Source organism: Bradyrhizobium sp. 154, assembly GCF_023073875.1.
GTDB lineage: Bacteria > Pseudomonadota > Alphaproteobacteria > Rhizobiales > Xanthobacteraceae > Bradyrhizobium.
In genome coordinates this window covers 193,186-214,410 of the sequence record NZ_JADPKG010000030.1, presented here as the reverse complement: position 1 = coordinate 214,410, position 21,225 = coordinate 193,186, and the positions used below count along the sequence as shown (strand labels likewise).

The 21,225-nt window shown below is 64.9% G+C and carries 17 protein-coding genes; 7 read left to right on the top strand and 10 right to left on the bottom strand.

Translation table 11 applies throughout. The annotated features are described in order from the left end of the window. Positions 1-101: 101 nt before the first annotated feature. On the top strand, positions 102-596 hold the full coding sequence (locus IVA92_RS06555; RefSeq protein ID WP_247281877.1) for a MarR family winged helix-turn-helix transcriptional regulator: 495 nt from the start codon (positions 102-104) through the stop codon (positions 594-596). A 181-nt stretch (positions 597-777) separates the two neighbouring features. After that, positions 778-2,583 carry an allophanate hydrolase gene (atzF, locus tag IVA92_RS06550; RefSeq protein WP_247281878.1) on the top strand — a complete coding sequence of 602 codons (1,806 nt, stop codon included), beginning with the start codon at positions 778-780 and terminating at the stop codon, positions 2,581-2,583. A 113-nt stretch (positions 2,584-2,696) separates the two neighbouring features. Here atzF and IVA92_RS06545 read toward each other — a convergent pair whose 3' ends face one another. From IVA92_RS06545 to ugpB, 10 genes are all read right to left on the bottom strand, one after another. Continuing rightward, the gene (locus IVA92_RS06545) at positions 2,697-3,419 is read right to left on the bottom strand and encodes a GntR family transcriptional regulator (protein ID WP_247281879.1); all 723 of its coding nucleotides are present in this window, start codon (positions 3,417-3,419) and stop codon (positions 2,697-2,699) included. After that, the gene (hpxZ, locus tag IVA92_RS06540; protein WP_247281880.1) at positions 3,416-3,811 is read right to left on the bottom strand and encodes an oxalurate catabolism protein HpxZ; all 396 of its coding nucleotides are present in this window, start codon (positions 3,809-3,811) and stop codon (positions 3,416-3,418) included. The genes IVA92_RS06545 and hpxZ overlap by 4 nt, the downstream gene beginning before the upstream one ends. A 12-nt stretch (positions 3,812-3,823) precedes the next feature. Then, entirely contained in the window at positions 3,824-5,218 is a 1,395-nt protein-coding gene (locus IVA92_RS06535) for an AtzE family amidohydrolase (protein ID WP_247281881.1), read from the bottom strand. Between the two features lie 7 nt (positions 5,219-5,225). Then, a complete protein-coding gene (locus IVA92_RS06530) occupies positions 5,226-5,405 on the bottom strand; it encodes a DUF4089 domain-containing protein (RefSeq protein ID WP_247281882.1) in 180 nt (59 codons plus the stop codon). A gap of 17 nt (positions 5,406-5,422) precedes the next feature. Then, on the bottom strand, positions 5,423-7,207 hold the full coding sequence (locus IVA92_RS06525; RefSeq protein WP_247281883.1) for an ABC transporter ATP-binding protein: 1,785 nt from the start codon (positions 7,205-7,207) through the stop codon (positions 5,423-5,425). Positions 7,208-7,481: 274 nt separating this feature from the next. Then, positions 7,482-8,381 carry an ABC transporter permease gene (locus IVA92_RS06520; RefSeq protein WP_247281884.1) on the bottom strand — a complete coding sequence of 300 codons (900 nt, stop codon included), beginning with the start codon at positions 8,379-8,381 and terminating at the stop codon, positions 7,482-7,484. A gap of 218 nt (positions 8,382-8,599) precedes the next feature. Next, the gene (locus IVA92_RS06515) at positions 8,600-9,613 is read right to left on the bottom strand and encodes an ABC transporter permease (protein WP_247281885.1); all 1,014 of its coding nucleotides are present in this window, start codon (positions 9,611-9,613) and stop codon (positions 8,600-8,602) included. A 234-nt stretch (positions 9,614-9,847) separates the two neighbouring features. Continuing rightward, the gene (locus IVA92_RS06510) at positions 9,848-11,470 is read right to left on the bottom strand and encodes an ABC transporter substrate-binding protein (protein ID WP_247281886.1); all 1,623 of its coding nucleotides are present in this window, start codon (positions 11,468-11,470) and stop codon (positions 9,848-9,850) included. Positions 11,471-11,855: 385 nt separating this feature from the next. Further along, on the bottom strand, positions 11,856-12,815 hold the full coding sequence (locus IVA92_RS06505) for an aminoglycoside 3'-phosphotransferase/choline kinase family protein (RefSeq protein ID WP_247281887.1): 960 nt from the start codon (positions 12,813-12,815) through the stop codon (positions 11,856-11,858). A 210-nt stretch (positions 12,816-13,025) separates the two neighbouring features. Then, the gene (gene ugpB, locus IVA92_RS06500; protein ID WP_247281888.1) at positions 13,026-14,408 is read right to left on the bottom strand and encodes a sn-glycerol-3-phosphate ABC transporter substrate-binding protein UgpB; all 1,383 of its coding nucleotides are present in this window, start codon (positions 14,406-14,408) and stop codon (positions 13,026-13,028) included. A gap of 143 nt (positions 14,409-14,551) precedes the next feature. On the opposite strand from ugpB, the gene IVA92_RS06495 reads away from it, so the two are divergent. The 5 genes from IVA92_RS06495 (at position 14,552) to IVA92_RS06475 (ending at position 21,045) form a co-directional block, all read left to right on the top strand. Continuing rightward, on the top strand, positions 14,552-15,547 hold the full coding sequence (locus IVA92_RS06495) for a TRAP transporter substrate-binding protein (protein WP_247281889.1): 996 nt from the start codon (positions 14,552-14,554) through the stop codon (positions 15,545-15,547). A gap of 6 nt (positions 15,548-15,553) precedes the next feature. Beyond that, on the top strand, positions 15,554-17,632 hold the full coding sequence (locus IVA92_RS06490) for an ATP-binding protein (protein ID WP_247281890.1): 2,079 nt from the start codon (positions 15,554-15,556) through the stop codon (positions 17,630-17,632). Next, positions 17,602-19,347: a DUF3369 domain-containing protein gene (locus IVA92_RS06485; RefSeq protein WP_247281891.1), complete on the top strand. Its 1,746-nt coding sequence runs from the start codon at positions 17,602-17,604 to the stop codon at positions 19,345-19,347. The genes IVA92_RS06490 and IVA92_RS06485 overlap by 31 nt, the downstream gene beginning before the upstream one ends. Before the next feature lie 10 nt (positions 19,348-19,357). Next, entirely contained in the window at positions 19,358-20,095 is a 738-nt protein-coding gene (locus IVA92_RS06480; protein WP_247281892.1) for a response regulator, read from the top strand. Positions 20,096-20,433: 338 nt separating this feature from the next. Then, positions 20,434-21,045, top strand: a complete 612-nt coding sequence (locus IVA92_RS06475) for a sigma-70 family RNA polymerase sigma factor (RefSeq protein ID WP_247281893.1) — start codon at positions 20,434-20,436, stop codon at positions 21,043-21,045. Positions 21,046-21,225: the final 180 nt, after the last annotated feature.

Below are 21,225 nucleotides of genomic sequence, written 5' to 3'. Positions count from 1 at the left end.
GGCTGCTTGGCCACAATGTTGGGCGGGACAATTGTTGTCGTCAACAACAATCTTTCGCGCCGCCCGTCGAGGCGCTAAGGTCGCGCCGAGGGAGACACGATGTGACAAGCAGCGCAGCCCAGACGTCCCCACGCAAACGCGCCGGCAACGGCGCAGTGCAGCGGAGTGACTCCGACGAGGTCGGCCTCGATGCGTTAGTCGGGCATGCCGGCTACGCGGTGCGGCGCCTCCAGATATGGATCTTTCAGGACTTCATCAGGACGCTCGGTGAGGTCGACATCAGGCCGACGCAATATTCGGTGCTGACGGTGATCGGTGCCAATCCGGGCCTGTCGCAGATGGCGGTAGCCAAGCGCCTCGGCATCGAGCGCGCGCGGCTGGTGCATCTGCTCGACAGCCTCGAACGGCGCAGATATGTGAAGCGGGTCAAGTCGAAGACGGACCGGCGCTCGCACGCGTTGCACCTCACGGCGCAGGGCGCGACGGCACTGGCCAAGTTCAAACGACTTGCCGCGGAGCATGAGCGGCATGTCGAGGCGAAGATCGGAAGGGAGAACCGGCAACACCTGCTTCGGATTCTCGCCGACTTCACGTGACCCCGGCTGCTCATAATTTAAGCAGATGCCCCCTAACCAAGCGCGTGCGCTCGACCCCCAGCTCGCTGCAAAGCCCTGATATCACGATATTATCCTGGGTATTTGCCCAACCTCGATGCTGTACACAATGGCACATCGCTTGCTTCGAGCCGGGTGAACCAGTTGCCGGAGTTTTGTCGTCATGGGGGCTGAGCAGCCTGAAACGATCGCCGCGATTGTGGCCGCGCATCGCGCGGGCACGCTGACGCCGGCGCAGACGGTCGCACGGACCTACCAGCGCATTCGCGACCACAACGATCCTGCGGTCTTCATCAGCCTGCGCGACGAGAAGGACGCGATCGCGGAGGCCGAGAGACTTGCCACGAAGGATGCCGCGAGCCTGCCGCTCTATGGCGTGCCGGTTGCGGTGAAGGACAATATCGACGCGCTGGGATTTCCGACCACCGCGGCCTGTCCGGCCTTCGCCTATACGCCAACGCGCGACTCCAGCGCCGTGGAGCGCCTGCGCGCTGCGGGCGCCATTATCATCGGCAAGACCAATCTCGATCAGTTCGCGACCGGCCTGGTCGGCGTGCGCTCGCCCTACGGCATTCCCAAAAATTCGATCCATGAGGATCTCATTCCCGGCGGATCGAGTTCGGGCTCGGCAGTCGCCGTCGGCGCCGGGCTCGTGCCGCTCTCACTCGGTACCGACACTGCCGGCAGCGGCCGCGTGCCGGCGATGCTCAACAACATCGTCGGGCTGAAGCCGAGCCTCGGCATGATCTCGACCGCAGGTCTCGTGCCCGCCTGCCGCACGTTGGACTGCATCTCGGTGTTCGCACTGACAGTCGATGACGCCGCGCTGGCGCTCTCCGTGATGGCCGGCCCGGATCAGGCCGACCCGTTCTCGCGCGACCGGCCGCTTCAGCAGCTCACGCCGTTCCCGGCGAATTTGCGCCTCGGCGTGCCACGCAACGGGCAGTTGATCTTCTTCGGCGACAAGACGGCGGAAGCCGCCTACGGCGATGCGCTGAAACGCTGGAGCGCGCTTGGCGCGGATCTCGTCGAGTTCGACCTCGAGCCATTCTACGAGACGGCGCGGCTGCTCTATGAGGGCCCGTGGGTCGCCGAGCGCTACCTCGTGATCAAGGATCTGCTCGCGTCCGCACCCGATGCGATCCACCCCGTGACGCGCGAGATCACGGCGGCCGGCGCGCGGTTGACGGCCGCCGAGACCTTCTGCGCGCTCTATCGCCTGCAGGGCCTGCGCAAGATCGCCGAGCGCACATTTGCGAACATCGACGCGCTGGTGCTGCCGACCGCGCCGAGCGCCTATACGACCGCGGAGGTGCTAGCCAATCCAATCGAGCTCAACAGCCGGCTCGGTACCTACACCAACTTTGTCAATCTGCTCGACCTCTGCGGCCTTGCCGTGCCGGCGTCGATGCGCGCCGACGGCATTCCGTTCGGCATTACGCTGCTCGCCCCCGCAGGGTGCGATGCGTTGCTCGCCAGCATCGGCCGTGTGTTCCATGCGGATACGCAGCTGGGTCTCGGCGCAAAGAACGTGGCGCAAGCACCGCTCGCGCCGCTGCCCGCAAGCAGCGGCGAGGAGATTCCGATCGCAGTCGTCGGCGCCCATCTCTCCGGCATGGCGCTGAATGGCGAGCTCAAGGCGCTGAACGGACGCCTGATCGAAGCGACCAAGACCGCGCCGGACTACAAGCTCTATGCACTCAAGACGACGCCGCCCAAGCCGGGCATGCTGCGCGTCGAAGCCGGCAAGGGCGCCGCAATCGAGCTGGAGATCTGGTCCCTGTCGTCGTCTGCCTTCGGCAAGTTCGTCAATGCGATTCCTTCGCCGATGGCGATCGGCACGATAAGGCTTACTGACGGCCGCAGTGTGAAAGGGTTTCTCGTCGAGCCGGAGGCGTTGCCCGATGCACGCGACATCACGGCGTATGGCGGCTGGCGGAAGTATATGGCGGAAGCCGCGACGACGTAGGTGCGGTAGGGTGGGTAAAGCGAAGCGTGCCCACCATCCAACATCATTGCGGATGGATGGTGGGCACGGTGCTTCGCACCTTTTGCCCACCCTACCGCACCGAGCGAGTCGCCCTACACCGACACCGAATAGATCTCATACTCCCCGCGGACCAATTCGATATGCGCGCGCATGGCTGCCGCGGCGCCCTGCTTGTCACCGCGCATGATGGCGACGACGACGCGGTCGTGCTCAGCTTGCGACTTGGCGAGCCGTCCGAGATTGCGGAACTGGGCGCGGCGGAACGGCTGCACGCGGACGCGGGTGGCGAGCGTGATCTCGGCGATGTAGCCGTTCTGCGATCCCGCATAGATCGCGTTGTGGAAGCGCTCGTTGACCTCGTGGAAACGCTCGGGATTGCCGGCATAGCTCAGCACCCGTAGCTCCTCGTGGACGGCCTCCAGGCCGTGCCGCTCGGCGGCCGACATGCGCTCGGCGGCAAGGCCGGCGCACAATGCCTCGAGCTCCGCCATCGCCTCGAACATGCTCTTCAGCCGCTCGATCGAGGGCTGCGCCACCACTGCCCCACGATGGGCGCGCGCCTCGACAAGACCGCTCGCGACGAGCTGGCGCAACGCCTCGCGCACCGGCGTGCGCGAGACGCTGAAGCGCCGCGCGATGTCGGTCTCGTCGAGCGGCGCACCGGGAGCCAAAGTTCCACGCACGATCTCGTCGGCGAGCTGAAGACGCAGCTCTTCCGCGCGCGTGACCTTGTGCAGCGACGGTGAGGGACGGTCGACGCGCGGCACCACCGGCTCGGCTGGCAGCGCTCCCGGCGGAAAGTCGTCAAGCCTCATACGGTCTCTTTCGGCTCGTCGATGATGCTGACATGGGCGGCGACGACGCGCCAGCCCTCCGGAAAGCGAATCCAGGTCTGCATCTGCCGGCCGACCTTGCCGGGCGCGGTGTCGCGATAGAACAAGGTGGAGGCCACGGCCGTGTCGCGGCCATAGCTCGTAATCACGGTCTTCGCGGTGCGCCGGTTCAGGCCGACCGGCGAGCGGCCGGCGCGAAAGCCGGAGATCGCCTCATAGCCGTAGAGGTTCTCGCCGATACCGTAGCGCAGCGTGCGGGGGTCGTTGCGGAAGAGCTCACCGAGCACGGCGACGTCGTTGCTGACGAGGGCCTGCTCATAGCGCTCGAACGCGGCTCTGACTTCGGCGATCACGTCGGGAAGATCGATCTCCATCTCAAAATCCTCTTAAAGTCCCCTTGGCGACGGCGCCGATACCACGCCCATTTTCTCCAGTGCGTACGCGACGCGCAAGGCGAGGTCCTCGCGCCAGGGCGCGGCGATGATCTGCACGCCGATCGGCAGCGGCTCGAGCGGCACCGGCACGGCGACGACCGGCAGGCCGATAAAGGAGATCGGCTGGGTGTGGATGCCGATACTGGCGCGCACCGGCAGCTCGACGCCGTCGAGCGTGAAATTGATCTGGCCAAGCTTCGGCGCGGTGCACGGCGTCGCCGGCGCAAGCAACACGTCGACAGACTTAAAAATCTCGGCGAGCTGGCCGCGATACCAGCGTCGGAATTTTTGTGCGCGGTCGACCAGCGGCGCCGGTACCATGGCGCCCGCAATCAGCCGGTCGCGCACGGCAGGATCAAAATCGTTCGGGCGCTTGCGCAGGCGATCGAGATGCAGCGAAGCGCCTTCGGTAGTGGTGATGACGTAAGCCGCCGCGCGGGCGCGCGAGGCTTCGGGAATGTCGACGATCTCAGTCGCGCCAAGCGCCTTGGCAACGCGGCTGACGGCTTCGACGGCTTCCGGAAACACGTTCTTCTGAAAGTGACCGCCGGCGATCGCGATGCGCAAGCCCGAGATGGACTGGCCGAGCAGCGGCGCCACCTGTTCGACGCCACGCGTGGTGCAGGCGCCATCGTCGGCATCCGGTCCCTGCATGACGTCATAGGCGAGCGCGAGGTCGGCGACGGAGCGTGCCAGCGGGCCGAGATGATCGAGGCTCGCGACAAACGGGAACGAGCGCGCCCGCGACAGCCGGCCGTAGGTCGGCTTCAAACCAAAGATGCCGCAGAACGAGGACGGCACCCGGATTGAGCCATTGGTGTCCGAGCCCAGCGCGATCGGCACCAACGCGGCGCCAACGGCGCTGCCCGATCCACCCGAGGAGCCGCCGGTCATCCGCGTGGTGTCATGCGGATTGCGCGAGGGACCGTCATGGACGTTCTCGCCGGTGAAGTCGTAGGCGTATTCACCCATGTTGAGCGCACCGACCAGCACGGCGCCGGCTGCTTCCATCCGCTCGATCAGCGCGGCGTCGCGCCTGGCTGGCGAGAGGTCGCGGTTGATCTTCGAGCCCGCGCGCGTCACGAGGTTAGCTACGTCGAACAGGTTCTTCACTGCAAAGGGCACGCCGGCGAGCGGGCCGACTTTCTTACCCGCGGCGATCTCGGCATCGATCGCGCGCGCCTTGGCACGGGCGCGGTCGGCGGTGACATCGGTGAAGGAATTGAGGATGGTGTCGTGCTGCTTGATGCGCGCGAGAGCTGTTTCCGTGGCAGCGAGCGCCGACATCCTGCCGCCCGCAACCGCGCTCGCGATCTCGGTGGCGGTCATCTCTGGCTTTGTGATCATGGCGACATCAGGCCGTGAAAATCGGCGCCGGCTCGGTCTCGTCCGGCAGCGCGAATTCGTCGACGAGGCGGCCAAGCCGCAGCGAGACTTCGAGATTGGCGCGAACGGCGGGTCTCCAGGCCTCCTCGACCGGTAGCGCAAGCGCCTTCGATACGGCTTCGATATAGTCGTCCAGCGGCTCGGCCATCACGCTCCCAAACTATCTCAGTGAACCTGCAACGGCGGATGCGGGATCGCCATCAGCAGTTCCTTGGTGTAGGCGTCCTGCGGATCGCTCAAGACCTTCTCGGAAGAGCCTTCTTCGACGATCCGTCCCGTCCGCATCACAATGACACGATCGCACAACAAGCGCACCACATTCAAATCATGCGAGACGAACAGATAGCTCATACCTAGGCGCTGCTTCAGGTCCTGAAGTAGATTGAGGACAACGGCCTGCACCGACACGTCAAGCGCCGCCGTCGGCTCGTCCAGGATGATGAGTTTTGGATGCAGGGCAATGGCGCGGGCGATGCCGACGCGGGCCTTCTGGCCGCCGGACAATTGATGTGGGAAGCGATCGAGCAGGTCGTGCGGCAGGCCGACCATCGTGGCCAGGTCCTCGCAACGGGCGCGCAGCGCGTCGCGCCCCCTGATGTCGCCGAGATGCATGATCGGGTCCGCGATGGCGCGCGCGGCGGTGAAGCGCGGGTTGAGGCTGTCGGTCGGGTCCTGGAACACCATCTGGATGCGGCTGCGCTGCGGCAGCCGGGCGAAGGCGGCAGGCGCGATGCTGCCGATGTCATCGCCGCCGAATTGGATCAGGCCCGAGGTCTGGTCGAGCAGGCGCATCACCATCATCGACGTCGTCGATTTGCCGCAGCCGGACTCGCCGACCAGGCCGACGCTCTCGCCGACGCGAATCGAGAAGCTGATGCCGTCGACGGCGCGGAACACGTCCGGCTCGACGGGCGGCTTGCGGCCGAACAATTTGCCGAGCACGGCGGTCGCGCCCTGGCGGGGGTATTCCTTGACGAGCTTTTCGACGAGGAGAAGGGGCTTTGTACTCTCGTCACCCCCGGGCTTGACCCGGGGGTCCATCGACTGAGGGTGGTCTTTCGAAGTGTGATGGATGGCCGGGTCAAGCCCGGCCATGACGGATGGGGATTGCGCCGCTCCAGCCCCCTCCTCCGGCAGCAAGTCTCGCAACGATACACCCAGCCGCGGCGTCGCGCGCATCAGCTTCTTGGTGTAGGGGTGCTGCGGGCTCGCGAAGATGTCGGCGGCCTTGGCGGTCTCAACCACCCTTCCCTTCTCCATCACCACCACACGGTCGCAATAGGCGGCGGCGAGGCCGAGGTCGTGCGTGATCAGGATGGTCGACATCGCACGTCGTTTGGTCAGCTCGACGATCAGGTCCATCACCGCCTTCTGCGTGGTGACGTCGAGGCCGGTGGTCGGCTCGTCCGCGATCAGGAGCTGCGGATTGTAGGCCAGCGCGAGCGCGATGACGACGCGCTGGCACATGCCGCCTGACAGCTCGAACGGATAGGCGTGGTAGCGCTCGCGCGGCCGGGCGATCTTGACCTGCTCCAGCGCCTCAATGGCTTTTTCACCATGGTCGGCGACCTGGGCCTGCTGCACATGGGTACGCAAGACGTCCTCGATCTGGTCGCCCACCTTGCGGATCGGATTCAGGGCGGCGCGCGGATTCTGGAAAATCATCGAGACCTCGCGGCCGCGCAGATCGCGCATCTGGTCCTCGGTCGCGGCCTTGACGTCGATGCCGGAGAACATCACGGAGCCTTCGGCGATCCGCCCCGCGCGATCGAGGATGCGCATCACCGCATAGGAGGTCACCGACTTGCCGGATCCGGACTCGCCGACGATCGCCAGCGTCTCGCCCTTGGCGAGGCAGATGCTGACCTGCTGCACCGCTTTGACGATGCCGCGACGGGTGGTGAATTCGACGGTGAGGTCCTGGACGTCGAGCAGGGGTTGGGCCGTCATGACGCGGTCCCGCCGCTCAAAAAACGCGAAAACAACCCCATGCACAGTAGAATGGCGTTGGAATCATTGGGGAATTTTTGACGGATTTTTGCGCGTGAGGGAGGTTTGGCTCTCTCATTCCCTCCCCCCTTGCGGGGGAGGGGCAGGGAGGGGGGTAGCCACGAACTCCGACGTCGCTTGGGGCTACCCCCCTCCCCTGCCCTCCCCCACAAGGGGGGAGGGAGCGAGAGAGACGTGCCCTCCTCACGACTTCGCTGCACGAATCCGACCACCATCACGTCCTCCGCTGCGGGTCGACGATGTCGCGCAGGCCGTCGCCGAGGAGGTTGAAGCAGAACACGGCGATCATCAAAGCAAGGCCGGGGAATAGCGCGATCCACCACTCGCCCGAGACCATGAAGCCCGCACCTTCGGCGACCATGATGCCCCATTCGGCGGTGGGCGGGCGGACGCCGAGGCCGATGAAGGACAGGCCGGCGGCGTTGAGGATGGCGTAGCCCATGGTCAGCGACATCTGCACGATCATGATCGGCATGATGTTCGGCAGGATGTGCACCAGGAGGATGCGGAATTCGCCGTTGCCGGACAGACGTGCCGCCTGCACGAAGCCGGCATTGCGGCGGACATTGGCCTCGGCGCGAGCGACGCGGGCATAGAGTGGGAAGTTCACGATCGCGGTGGCGAGGATGATGTTCTGCACGGTGTTGCCGAGCGCAGCGACGATGCCCATCGCCAGCACGAACAGCGGGAAAGCCATGATCGTGTCGGCGATGCGGCCGACGATGCGGTCGGTCCAGCCGCCGAAATAACCGCCGGCGATGCCGGCGAGCCCGCCCATCAAGAACACCAGCGCGATGGAGGCGACCGCGATGAAAACATCGAGCCGCGTGGCGACGATGACGCGGCTAAAGATGTCGCGACCGAGCTGGTCGGTGCCGAACCAGTGCGCCGCCGACGGCGGGTTCAGCGCGACGGCGGTATCGGAGGCGAGCGGATCATACGGCACGACATAGGGGCCGAAGATCGCGGCGGCCAGGATCAGAATCAGCAGCGCGAAGGCGAAGCCCGTGACCTTGTTCTCGCCGAGCACATAGCGCGTCTGTTCGAGGATTGCGACCAGGCCCGAGGTGCGGGCGGGGCCGACGGGCTCGACCGCTGGTGCAACGGTGCTCATGATGTCCCCCAGAATCGTGATGCGGTCGAATCCGGTTGTTGCCACAAAGGAAGTGCGCCCCCTCTCCCGCTTGCGGGGGAGGGCTGGGGTGGGGGTGTCTCCTCATTGAGGCTCCCCAAGAGGAAAGAGCCCTCACCCGGCGCTACGCGCCGACCTCTCCCGCAAGCGGGAGAGGTGACCGTCCCCGCGGCTAGCTTAATCCCACCAAACCTCATGCGCTATCCCTCCAGCCTGACGCGCGGATCGATCACGCCGTACAAAATGTCGATCACGAGATTGAGCAGCACGTACATGACGGCCATGGTCAGCACGAAACCCTGCACCGGCGCGAAGTCGGACGAGATCAGCGCTTCCACCGCATAGGAGCCGATGCCAGGCCATGCGAACACTTTCTCCACCAGCACGTTGGCACCCAAGAGGAACGAGAACACCATGCTCAGCGTGGTGATGACCGGAAGCATGGCGTTGCGGAAGGCGTAGGTGACGATGACGGTCCCCGGCGACAGGCCGCTGGCGCGGGCCGTTCGCACGAACTCCGAAGCCAGCACCGCCAGCATCGAGGCGCGCGTCATGCGCGCGATCGGCGCCAGCGAGAAGATCGCGAGCGTCGTCGCGGGCAAGATCAGCTGGCTCAGCGCGGAGCGGAACGCCTCAATGTCGCGCGCGAGCAGCGTGTCGATCAGGTAGAAGCCGGTCACTGTCGGCGGCGCGCTGTAGAACACGTCGAGCCGGCCGAGCGGCGCCGGCGACCAGCCGAGACGGAAATAGAAGAGATAGACCAGCACGAGGCCGGTGAAGAACACCGGCAGCGACACGCCGGCCGTGGTGGTGACGCGGCAGAGATGGTCGATCCACGATCCCGGCCGCGTTGCCGCCAGCACGCCGAGCGGAATGGCGATGGCGATCGAGACGAAGAGGCCGAGCAGCGTCAGCTCGGCGGACGCCGGCAGGCGGTTGCGGATCTCGGCCGCGACCGGCTGGCCGGTGGTCAGCGAGTTGCCGAAATCGCCATGAGCGAGATCGTTGGTGTAGCGGAAGAACTGCTCGATCAGCGGCCTGTCGAGGCCGAGCTTCTTGCGGATCTGTTCGACGGCTTCCTTGGTCGCGGCGGGGCCGGCGAAGTAGGCGGCGGGATCGCCTGGCAGCGCGCGCGTCAGCAGGAAGGTGACGATGACGACGCCGATCAGCGAGGGGATCGCGAACATCAACCGCTTGCCGATCATGGTCAGCATGCGGTGCTCCTGGGCGTGTTGCGCGCGCTGCTGGCCGCACACTCCACTGCGTTCCCTCCCCCCTTGTGGGGGAGGGCTAGGGAGGGGAGTGGCTCCGGGAGAGGTCGGAGTTTGTGGCTACCCCCCCTCCCCGCCCCTCCCCCACAAGGGGGGAGGGAGTGAGAGAGCAGTGGCCACCTCACTCGGAAACGCAGCCAGAGTCGCGACCATATCGCGCGCGCCGACCATGCCCCCTCACCCCTTCGCCATCGCGCGGTAATCCAGGCGGCGGTGGAACCAGTACTGGTAGCCGCTGATGTTCTTCTGCATCGCGACGTTGACGAAGGGCTGGTACAGCGGGATGCGCGGAAGGTCGGAATAGGCGAGATCGACGAAGCCTTTTACGTCGGCCTCATAGGCTGCCTTGTCGCCGGTGGCTGCGGCCGTGCGCGCGCCGTCGATGAGCTTGTCCATCTCCGCCGACTTGTAGCTCATGGTGTTGAAGACGGAATTGTTGCCGTGATAGCACCAGTAGAAGAAGTATTCGGGGTAATCGAGCCAGCCCGAGAACACGTTGGTGAAAAGCGGCATCTCCTTCTTGTTCAATTCGGTGCGCCAGTTGGCGCCGGGCGCCTTGTTGATGGTGGTCTTGATGCCGAGCTGGGCGAGGCTCTCCTGCACCAGCACGCAGAGCGGCTCGTTGACGCCGGCGAAGTTGAGATCGAATGAGATCGTGGTCTCGAAACCGTTGGCGTAGCCGGCTTCGCTGAGCAGCGCCTTCGCCTTGTCCATGTCGGTGTTGAATTTGTGCGGCTGCGGCCAGGCGACTTCGGTCGGCTTGTCCTTGGGCGCGCCGAACATGGGATTGCCGAGCCCGAACAGCACCGCTTCCATGATCTTCTGGTACGGCAATGCAAAGGCGATGGCCTGCCGCACCTTGGGATTGTCGAACGGCGGCTTGGTGACGTTCATGCCGATATACTGGATGCCGTTGGAGAACGGCAGCGATACAACGTTGAGCTTGCCGTTCGCCTTCATCTCCTGAAAATCCCTGAACGGCAGCTCATAGGAGATGTCGGCATCGCCGCGCTCGAGCAGGGCCCGGCGGTTGCCGGCCTGCGGCACCATGCGCCAGATCACGCGCTTGATCTTGGGCAAGGGACCGCCGACCCAATCCTCGTTGCGCTCCACGATGACCTCGGTGCCGGCCGTCCACTTCGTCACCTTGTAGGCGCCGGAGCCCGCGGTCTGCTGCTTGGTGAATTCGAGGCCCCAACGGTCCTTCTCGCTGGCGTTCTTCTTCACCAACTCGGAATTGACGATGCAGGGCACGATGACCGCGAGATCGGGAATCGTCAGCTTGTCCTTCTTCAGGAAATCGACGCGCACCGTATGGTCGTCGATGACGACGAACTGCTCCGGCTTGGTCAGCGAGCCCGCGCTCATCTGGAAGGTCGGGAAGCCGCCGACGCTGACGGCGCGGTCGAGCGACCATTTCACGTCCTTGGCGGTGACCGGCGCCCCGTCGTGGAATTTGGCGTTCTTCTTCAGCTTGAAGGTGACCGACATGTCGTCGATCTTGAAGTCCTCGGCGAGCTCGCCCTTGAACTTGTCGCGGTCGTAATAAGGCACGCCGCCGGGACCGCTCTTCATCTCGTGGCTGATCAGGCGGTCGTAGCAATTCCAGGACACCTCATAGCCGGGCACGTTGGTGCCGACGCCGTGGATGTCGAGATTGTTGGGGCCGCCCTCGGAGACGATCAGCAGCGTCTCGGAGCGCGCATCGGCTTCGGCCGAGGAGATCATCGAGGGCATGGCCGGGAGCGCCGCGCCAGCGGCCAATCCGGAAACGGACTTGAGGAAATCGCGGCGCTTCATGAAATCGCTCCAACACAAAGTTTTTGGTTGGAGCCGGATTCGCAAGGTTCGTGCCAAGGCTTAATGGAGGCTTAGCCTGATCCTAAGACATTGGTATTCCACGAAAATGAAGGCAGGAGGCCTTTCACAGCCGATGCGGCACGCTCCTCTTCTGCATACAAGGACAGGAAATTGCCTAAATATTAAGCCGGAGCGCAGAGGCCCATTCAGAGGCGATAGCAGAATCCCTTGAGCAGGTAGCGTGGCGACCTGCTGAAGCGATGAGGATTGGCCGTCATTCCAGGGCGATGCGCAGCATCGAGCCCGGAATCCATCCAGCCGCAGAATGCGCGGGACAATGATTCCGGGCTTGCCGCTCCGCAGCGCCCCGGACTGTGGGGCGGGATCACCCAGGCCAGATCAGCTCCTGCAATTCGACCAGATCATTCGCCCTCTCCTGCCAGCCTTCGACACAGATGTGGCTGTTGAGGTCGCTGGCCCGGTGCAGCAGCATCAGCGCCATCAGGCGCCGCTTGAGCGCGAAGTCGAGCTTTGCATAGCCAAAGCCGTCGAGCAGGCTGCGCACCCTGCCCGGCCGTCCCGCCGCCATGAAAGCGCTGGGCCCGAGCAAATCGTAATCGCGCCACCCCGTCAGGACGTCGCCGAAGTCAAACAGGCCGGCGAGCGACCATTGGCCGTCATCACAGGCGAGCAGAAAATTCTCCGGAATGTATTCGCCGATCAGGATCACCGGCGGCGCATCCATTGGAATGAGTTTTGCCGCATCGCGCAGGAGATCGTCGAGGCCGGCGAGGAATTTCGGCGCGAGACCGAGGCGCGTGTGCCGCGCCTTACAGCCCTGCATCTGGGCGTGCATGAACGCGTCCCAGCGCGGCTCGATGGACGCGAGCTCCCCTAGCGGAACGCGCTGCACGGAGGCGATGATCTCTCCGATCTGGCGCAGCAGACGCTCCTTCTGCCGCTCCGGCAGTGAGGGCCAGACCTCCGAGCCCAGCGTGCCGGCAAGCCGCGTGATGACGAGATAGGGCCAGCCGTCGCGCATCCCGTCCGCGACGATCTCGGGGATCGGCAGGTGCAGACGGCCGGCGAGCTGCGTCAGCGAGGCGCGCTCCGAGGCGAACTGCGCTGCGAGCAGCGGCGGGAAGATCTTCAGGATCAGCGTGTCGCCGAGGCCGACCACGAGATTGGTGCCGGTCGCAAATACCTGCGGCGAGCCGGCATCGAGGCCGTGGCTGCGGGCGATGTCGAGCGCGATCGGCAGCCATTGCGCGGACGCGGAGCGGAAGGCGCGGAAGCTTGCGGCATCGGTGAGGTGAGGCAGCTGTTGCGACGGACCTTTGGTCATCCGCATTCACTCAGCAAGAGAAGCTTGATTGACTCAGTGCAAACCGAGCAGGCGGTGCACCTCTCCCGCTTGCGGGAGAGGTCGACGCGAAGCGTCGGGTGAGGGTTTTCTCCTCTAGGGGATTGTCCCGTTGCGGAGTCAACCCTCTCCCCTGCCCTCCCCCGCAGGCGGGGGAGGGAGCGCACCTTCTTTGCGACGGCACCGAGGTGCCTACCGCTCCGGGCTGGCACGCTCGAACTGGCGCAAGAGCTTGTTACCGCGCTCGACTGCCGAATCCAGCGCGGCTTGCGCGCTCTTGTGGCCGGAGAAAGCCTGCTCCAGCTCGTCCTCGATCACGCCGCGGATCAGAATGAAGGAGCCAAGCCGGACGCCCTTGGAGTTCTCCGTCGGCGGATGCAGCGTGATCTGCTCGAACGAGATCGCCGAGCCGGGATTGCGCTCGTAGAATCCCTGCGCCCGCGTCAGCTCGAAGGCGGCGCGGGTGATCGGCAGATAGCCGGTGTTCTGATGCCAGGCGGCCTGCACGCCGGGCTGCGACAGATAGGCGAAGAACCGCGCCACGCCCTTGTATTCCTCGCGCGGCCGGTCGCGCAGCACCCAGAGCGTGGCACCGCCGATGATCGAATTCTGCGGCGCGCCGTTCACGTCGGGCCAGTACGGCATCATGCCGTAGCCGATCTCGAACTTCGAATTCGCCTTGATGTCGGCCCGCGTTGCCGAGGAGCCGATGAAGATGCCGCATTCGCCGTTCTGGAAACGCGGCTCGGCCGCTTGTCCGCGGCCGCTGTAGTCGAACAGCTTGGTCTTCCGCCACTCGCTGAGCACTGCGATGTGATGCACGAGAGACGGATTGTTGATGGTCAATTCCGCATCCAGCCCGGCAAAGCCGTTCGCCCGCGTCGCCAGCGGCAGATTGTGAAAGGCGGAGAAATTCTCGACATGGATCCAGGACGGCCAGGACGTGGTGAAGCCGCAAGGAGCACCGCGCTCGCGCAGGCGCTTTGCAGCTAGTCCCAATTCCGGCCAGGTCTTCGGCGGCGTTTCCGGATCGAGGCCCGCATCCCGGAACATGGTCTTGTTGTAGTAGAGGATCGGCGTCGAAGAATTGAACGGGAATGACAACAGATTGCCGGCTGCATCGGTGTAATAGCCGGAGACGGCGGGGAGGTAATCGCTCAGCGAGAACGGCTCGCCCTGGTCCCGCATCAGGCTGAACACCGGATAGATCGCGCCCTTCGCTGCGGTCATGGTGGCGGTGGCGACCTCATTGACCTGGACGATCGCGGGCTGGCTGCGCGAGCGGAAGGCGAAGATCGCCGCCGTCACCGTTTCGGTGTAATTGCCCTTGTACGCAGGCACGATCCGGTAATCGGATTGCGAAGCGTTGAAGTCAGCGGCAAGCTTGTCGAGCTGCCGGCCGAGCTCGCCGGACATCGCGTGCCACAGCGCGATGTCCGTGGCGGCACGCACCGGAGTGGCCCAGGCGACAGCCGCAAAGACGGCGGCGACCTGCAAAAAGCGCAATGCTGAAATCACGATGGCTCTTCCCGGCGCGCGCGACAAAAGGCGGCTGCCCTGCTTAAGGCGCGGCATTGGCAGTTTCAACCGGGAATGCGCGGCGGCCGCGCCGCACAATCGGCCCACCGCCCGGAGCGGGATGGCCTTCCCTTTACCATCTGCTAGATTGCGTTGAACCTTTTCCTTCCGCCACAGACTGCACCACTGAGGGGTTGAGTGTGCCAGTGCTGAGCCGTGCCGAACTCTCGCGGACCGGGGTGATCTTCGTCGCGCTTCTGCTTGCCGTCTGTGCAACGGACGCCGTTGCGCGCGAATTTCGCGCCGCCGATACCCAGACCGAGGATTACCCGACCGTCCAGGCGCTGCGCTACATGGGGACGCTGATCGCCGAGCGCACCGGCGGCCGGCACGAGATCAAGGTGTTCCACTCCCGCCAGCTCGGTGAGGAAAAGGAGACCATCGAGCAGACCCGCGCTGGCGCGATCGACCTCAACCGGACCAACGTGGCGCTGATCGGCAATTTCGTTCCGGCGATGAATGTGCTGGCCATGCCGTTCCTGTTTCGGTCCATCGAGCACATGCAGAAGGTGCTGGACGGGCCGATCGGCAGCGAGATCCTCGGCAGCTTCGAGCCCTATGGGTTCGTCGGGCTCGCCTTCTACGATTCCGGCGCGCGGTCGATCTACAACGCTCTCCGCCCGGTCCGAAGCGTCGCCGATCTCAAGGGAATGCGGATCCGGGTACAGCAGTCGGAGTTGATGAGCCAGATGATGCGCGCGCTCGGCGCCGAAGCGGTCGAGCTGCCTTACGGGCAGGTGCTCACCGGGCTTGCCAACCACCTGATCGACGGCGCCGAAAACAACTGGCCATCCTTCGTGACGACAGACCATTACAAACACGCCGGCCATTACACGCTCACCGAGCACACGATGAGCCCGGAAGTGCTGGTGATCTCGCTGAAGGCCTGGAAGAGCCTCTCGGCGGAGGAGCAGGTGATCTTCAGGGAGGCCGCGCAGCGCTCTGGCCGCTTCATGCGCGAGAAATGGCGCGATCTCGAGGAGCAGTCGCAGCGCAAGGCCCAGGACGCGGGCGTCACGGTCATCAAGGACGTCGACCGCAAGCCGTTCGAGGAGGCGATGGCCCCAATCTATGCCAAGGCTGGGCGTGATCCGGCCGCGGCCGCGCTGATCGAACGCATTCGCAAGGTGGAGTAGAGCTTCTTGGCTGGGCTCGGACACAGCGAGACCGCAGAGAGGCCGCCCGGCCCGCTCGGACGGGTGCGCGCGCGCATCGTCGCCGCGCTCCGGGCGGTGCCGATCCGCTGGCGCATCCTGTCAATCGCGGCGCTGAACTCCGCCGTGGTGGTGGTGCTGGTCGCGATGATCTGGAACGGCGTGCAAGTGCTGGGCTCGGCCTGGGACGACGTGCGCCAGGTGCGCGAGTCCGACCGGATCCTGGCGCTGCTCGAAAGCGAGACCGGGCGGCTGCAAAACCTGATCCACCGCTACATCAACCAGCCGAGCCCGGACCTGTTCGCCGAGATCCTGCTGCTGCGCGAGGCGGTGCTGGGCACGCTGACGGGCCGCGCCACCAAGGACCCGATGCTGTCAGGCTCGGTCGAGGAGCTCGAGCGCACCACCGACCGCTTCCTCAACGGCTTTGGCGAGCTGCGCAGCGTGCAAGCCACCATCGCCAAGACCTATGAGGAGCAGGTGCAGGGTCCGGCCAGGGACATGGCCGGGCTCTATTCCATCATCGAAGGCGCCACCGGCCATCGCGACGCGCTGATCTGGCCCTCGCTCGGAAAATCCCGCGAGGCTTTCACCGCGATGCTGGTCGCGGCCAATTCGTACTATCTGTCGCTGTCGTCAGGCGCGGCCGACGACGCGCGGCGCAACACCGAGACGATCGAGAAGACCATCCCGGTCATGATCGACCTCGCCGACAACGACCTCCAGCGCATGGCCTTGCGGCGGCTCGCGGACCGCACCGCGTCCTTGCGCGAGGGCTTTGCAAAACTGTCCGAGCAGCTGGCGAGCCGCACCGAGCTGTTGCGCAACACCATCGACGCCAGCCAAGCCGAGGCGATCGGCGCCATCGACGACCTCTCGACCAAGATGCGCCACCGCGAGCAGAAGGCGCAGGAGACTTTCGACCGCACGCTGGCCGACATCTCTCGCCGCGTACTCTCCGTTGCGGTGATCTTCCTCGGCATCATCCTCGCCGCCGGCGTCTTGATCGCGCTGTCGATCCGCCTGCCGCTCCAGCAGCTCATGACGGCGATGCGCGCGATCACGCTCGGCGACCTCGGCCGCGAGGTGCAGGGCACCAAGGCACGCGACGAGGTCGGCGCGATGGCGCGCGCCGTGGAAGTGTTCCGCGAGAACGCCATCGCCAAGCGCCAGACCGAGGACGAGCTGCGCGCGTCGAAGGAAAAAGCCGAGAGTGCGCTGCTCGAGCTCAACACCGCACAGCAGAATCTGATCGACGCCGAGCGCCTCGCCGCGCTCGGCGGCTTGGTTGCCGGCGTCGCCCACGAGGTCAACAATCCGATCGGCATCAGCCTGACGGTCGCTTCGAGCTTTGCCCGGCGAAGCGAGATCTTCGAGGCGCAGCTCAAGGGCGATGGGGGCCTGCGCCGCTCGCAGCTGGAAGAATTCGTGCAGTCCTCGCGCGAGGCCTCGCAGCAGCTGGTTGCCAACCTCCAGCGCGCCGGCGAGCTGATCCAGTCGTTCAAGCAGGTCGCGGTCGACCGCTCCCATGCCGAGCGTCGGCAGTTCTCGCTCAGCGAGGCCACCGAGCAGATCATCGCCAGCTTGCGCCCGGTGCTGAAGCGCTCGCCGATCACGCTTCAGGTCGACGTGCCCGAAGGGCTCCTGCTCGACGGCTATCCCGGCTCCTACGGCCAGATTCTGACCAACCTGTTCCTCAATGCCGCCAACCACGCCTTCGCCGACGGACGTGCCGGCACCATCATCATCTCGGCGCGGCCGCGCGGGACCGACGACATCGAGATCAGCTTCACCGATGACGGCGCCGGCATGACCCCCGACGTGCAGCGCCAGGCCTTTGACCCTTTCTTTACCACCCGGCGCAATGAAGGCGGCACGGGACTTGGCCTCCATATCGTCTATAACCTCGTCACCCAGCAGCTCGGCGGCCGCATGATGCTGGAATCCAAGCTGGGACAAGGCACTACATTTCGCATTATCATGCCGCGCATTGCCAAGGGCGGCGCGCAAAGCACAGAAAGTGACGGGACTTCTCAATGGCCGAACAGGACGATGTCCTCCACCTGATCGACGACACCGGTACCGCGTCGGAGGATGCCAACACCCGGAAATGGAAGATCGCCGTCATCGACGACGATCCGGCCGTGCATGACGGCACCCGTTTCGCGCTGTCCGACTACAGCCTCAACGGCCAGCGCCTGGAGATCCTGTCGGCCTATTCCGCGGCAGAAGGTCGCAAGCTGATGGCCGAGCACGGCGACATCGCCGCCGTGCTGCTCGACGTCATCATGGAGACCGACGTCGCAGGCCTCGAGCTCGTCGAATTCATCCGCAACGAGATCAAGAACGAGACTGTCCGCATCATCCTGCGCACCGGGCAGCCCGGCCAGGCGCCCGAGCGGCGGGTGATCGTGCAGTACGACATCAACGACTACAAGGCCAAGACCGAGCTCACCGCCGACAAGCTGTTTACCTCGCTGACCGCGGCGCTGCGCTCCTATCAGCAGCTCGAGCGCATGGTGCAGACGCGGCGCGGGCTCGAGATCATCATCGACGCCGCCTCGACGCTGTACGACTTCAAGTCGATGCAGCGGCTCGCCGAGGGCGTGCTGACCCAGCTCGCCTCGCTGCTCAACGTCGACTGCGCCGGCATCCTGGTCTTGCGCGACAATGGCGGCATCGACCCCGAGCTCTCGGTGCTCGCCGGCAGCGGCTGCTACAGCCGCTTCATCGGCAGCACGACATCGAAGGCGCTTGATCCCGATCTGCGCGAGATGGTGGAAGCCGCGTTCCAGCGCCGCAAGAACGAATTCGCCGACCACCGCAGCGTGATCTACTTGCGCACCGGCAGCGGCCGCGAGGTGGTGGTGCTGCTCCAGGCCGAGCGCGAACTGTCCGAGACCGACCGTTCGCTGGTCGAGATCTTCTCCAGCCGGCTCTCGATCGCCTTCGACAATGTGATCCTCTATCAGCAGCTTCAGGACGCCAACACGCAGCTGGAGGATCGCGTCGCCCAGCGCACCCGCGCGCTGATGCAGGCCAACCGCCGCCTGTCCGCGCAATGGCTGCGGCTCCAGCGCGCCAACGGCTTCAAGAACGAGATTTTGGGCACCGTCGCGCACGATCTGAAGAATCCGCTCGGCGTCATCCTCGGCCGCACCGAGATGCTGAAGGAGCTGATCTCGACCGGCGCATCGGAAAGCGGCGTGGTTGCTCAGGTCGATCACATCCGTGATGCCACCAAGCGGCTGACCACGATGGTCGATCACCTGATTTCGGACGCGATGGCCGATGCTTTCGACATCACCATCCGCCGCGAGCCGGTCGACGTCGCGGCCCTGGTCAAGGAGGTCGCCGATGCCAACCAGCCGCTCGCCGTCAACAAGCAGCAGACGATCAGCGTCGCCGCGCCGCCCAACATCGTCACCATGTGCGATACCGACCGCATCCGCGAGGCGATCGACAACCTCATCAGCAACGCCATCAAATACTCGCCGATCGGCGGCAAGATCACCGTCGCCGTGACCCATGAGGGTACCGAAACCACCGTCCGGGTCAGCGACGAGGGTGCCGGCCTGTCGCCGGAGGATCTCGGCCGCTTGTTCGGTCGGTTCCAGCGCCTGTCCGCAAAGCCGACCGCCGGCGAGAGCTCGACGGGGCTTGGGTTGTCCATCGTCAAGCGCATTATCGACATGCATGGCGGCGAGGTGACCGCCAACAGCGACGGCCCTGGCAAGGGCTCGACCTTCACCATCACCCTCCCCGCGACCGAAATGCCGTGATCTCAAGACCATGACCCAAAGCCAGCACATCATGATCGTCGACGACGAGGCCCCGGCCCGGGAGATGGTCGGCGATTACCTCAAGATGCACGGCTTCACCGTGACGCTGTGCGACGGCGGCAAGTCCTTGCGCGCCGCGATCCAGGGCAGCATGCCCGACCTCGTCGTACTCGACCTCAACATGCCCGAGGAAGACGGGCTCTCGATCATCCGCGATCTCAAGAGCCGCATCAACGTGCCCGTGATCATGCTGACGGCGACCGCGAGCCCGATCGACCGCGTCGTCGGGCTCGAGCTCGGCGCCGATGATTACGTGGCAAAACCGTGCGAGCTGCGCGAGCTGATGGCGCGCATCCGTTCGGTGCTGCGGCGAAGCGGGCCGGCCAAGGCTGCCGCGCCGGACGCCGCGGCCGCAAAGTCCGACAAGGACCAATTGGTGCGCTTCGGCACCAAATGGCTCGATCTCGAAGCGCAGGCCTTGCGCGACGACGAGGGCAACGAGCATCCGCTGACCGCCTCCGAGTTCGGGCTGCTCAAAGTGTTCGCGGCCAATCCGAAACGCGTGCTGTCGCGCGAGCGCCTGCTGGAGCTCGCCAACGCGCGCGACGCCGAGGCCTTCGACCGCGCGGTCGACCTGCGCATCATGCGCATCCGCCGCAAGATCGAGCCCGACCCGGCAAAACCCGCCGTGATCCGCACCATCCGCGGCGGCGGCTATCTGTTCTCGCCGGCCGGCGAGAAGGCGTAAATCGCGCGGCAAATAAAGTTGTCGTCCCGGACAAGCGCGCCCTTAGGCGCGAAGCGAACCCGGGACGACAGGAGAGTGTTTGGCGCACCAAACGCAAGGGCCGGAAATCCGTTCCCGGCGCGTACGCCCGGCTTTACCCCCCTATCCCGTATTTTCCGCACATTGAAATTCCACGATTTTTTGCCCCGAATGTTTCGTCGCACCCCTTCCGAAGAAACAATTTGGCGGCGCACGAAACCATTTTCTCCTTTTCGTGCAGACGTCCCGAAACGTTGGCTCATTAACACTCCGGCTTAAGGAAACGCCGCTCGGTTGCGGCGCTACGGGGAGCTAAGTCCATGCCGAACGTCATTGCCATCAACGCCCAAGCCAGCCACAGCATCATTGCCGTTCAGGCGACTTCGGACGATATGCTTCTCGAAAGCATCGCCGACGGCAACCGGACGGCCATGCACATGCTGTACTGCCGCCATAACGTTCGGGTGTACCGCTTCATCCTGCGCATCGTGCGCGATGCCACCACGGCGGAAGATCTGGTCAGTCAGGTGTTTCTGGACGTGTGGCGGACCGCAGGCCAGTTCCAAGGCCGCTCGCAGGTCTCGACCTGGCTGCTCTCGATCGCCCGCTTCAAGGCGCTGACCGCGATGCGCCAGCGGCGCTTCGAGGACATCGACCAGGAGGACGTGCGCCAGATCCCCGACGATGCCGAGACGCCCGAGACCTCGCTCGATCGCAACGATACCAGCGCCATCCTCCGCGCCTGCGTGCAGAAGCTGTCGCCCGCCCACCGCGAGATCATCAATCTCGTCTACTACCACGAGAAGTCGGTGGAGGAGGTCGGCCAGATCATCGGCATCCCGCAGAGCACGGTGAAGACGCGGATGTTCTACGCCCGCAAACAACTGGCCGATTTGCTTAAGGGCGCCGGCGTGGATCGTTTCGCCGCCTAAGCTCAATGGATTCAATGGGATAGGACCGCTCCTTTGGCCCCATCCCCGGACACGGAAGTGTTACCGCCGACGAAACAATTGAAACAAAGCACAACATCAGGCGGAAAAACTTCCCTCCTATAAAACTCACATACGGTTTTGCTTAAACCTCCCAAGGACCTCCAGCGACCCGGACGGGAT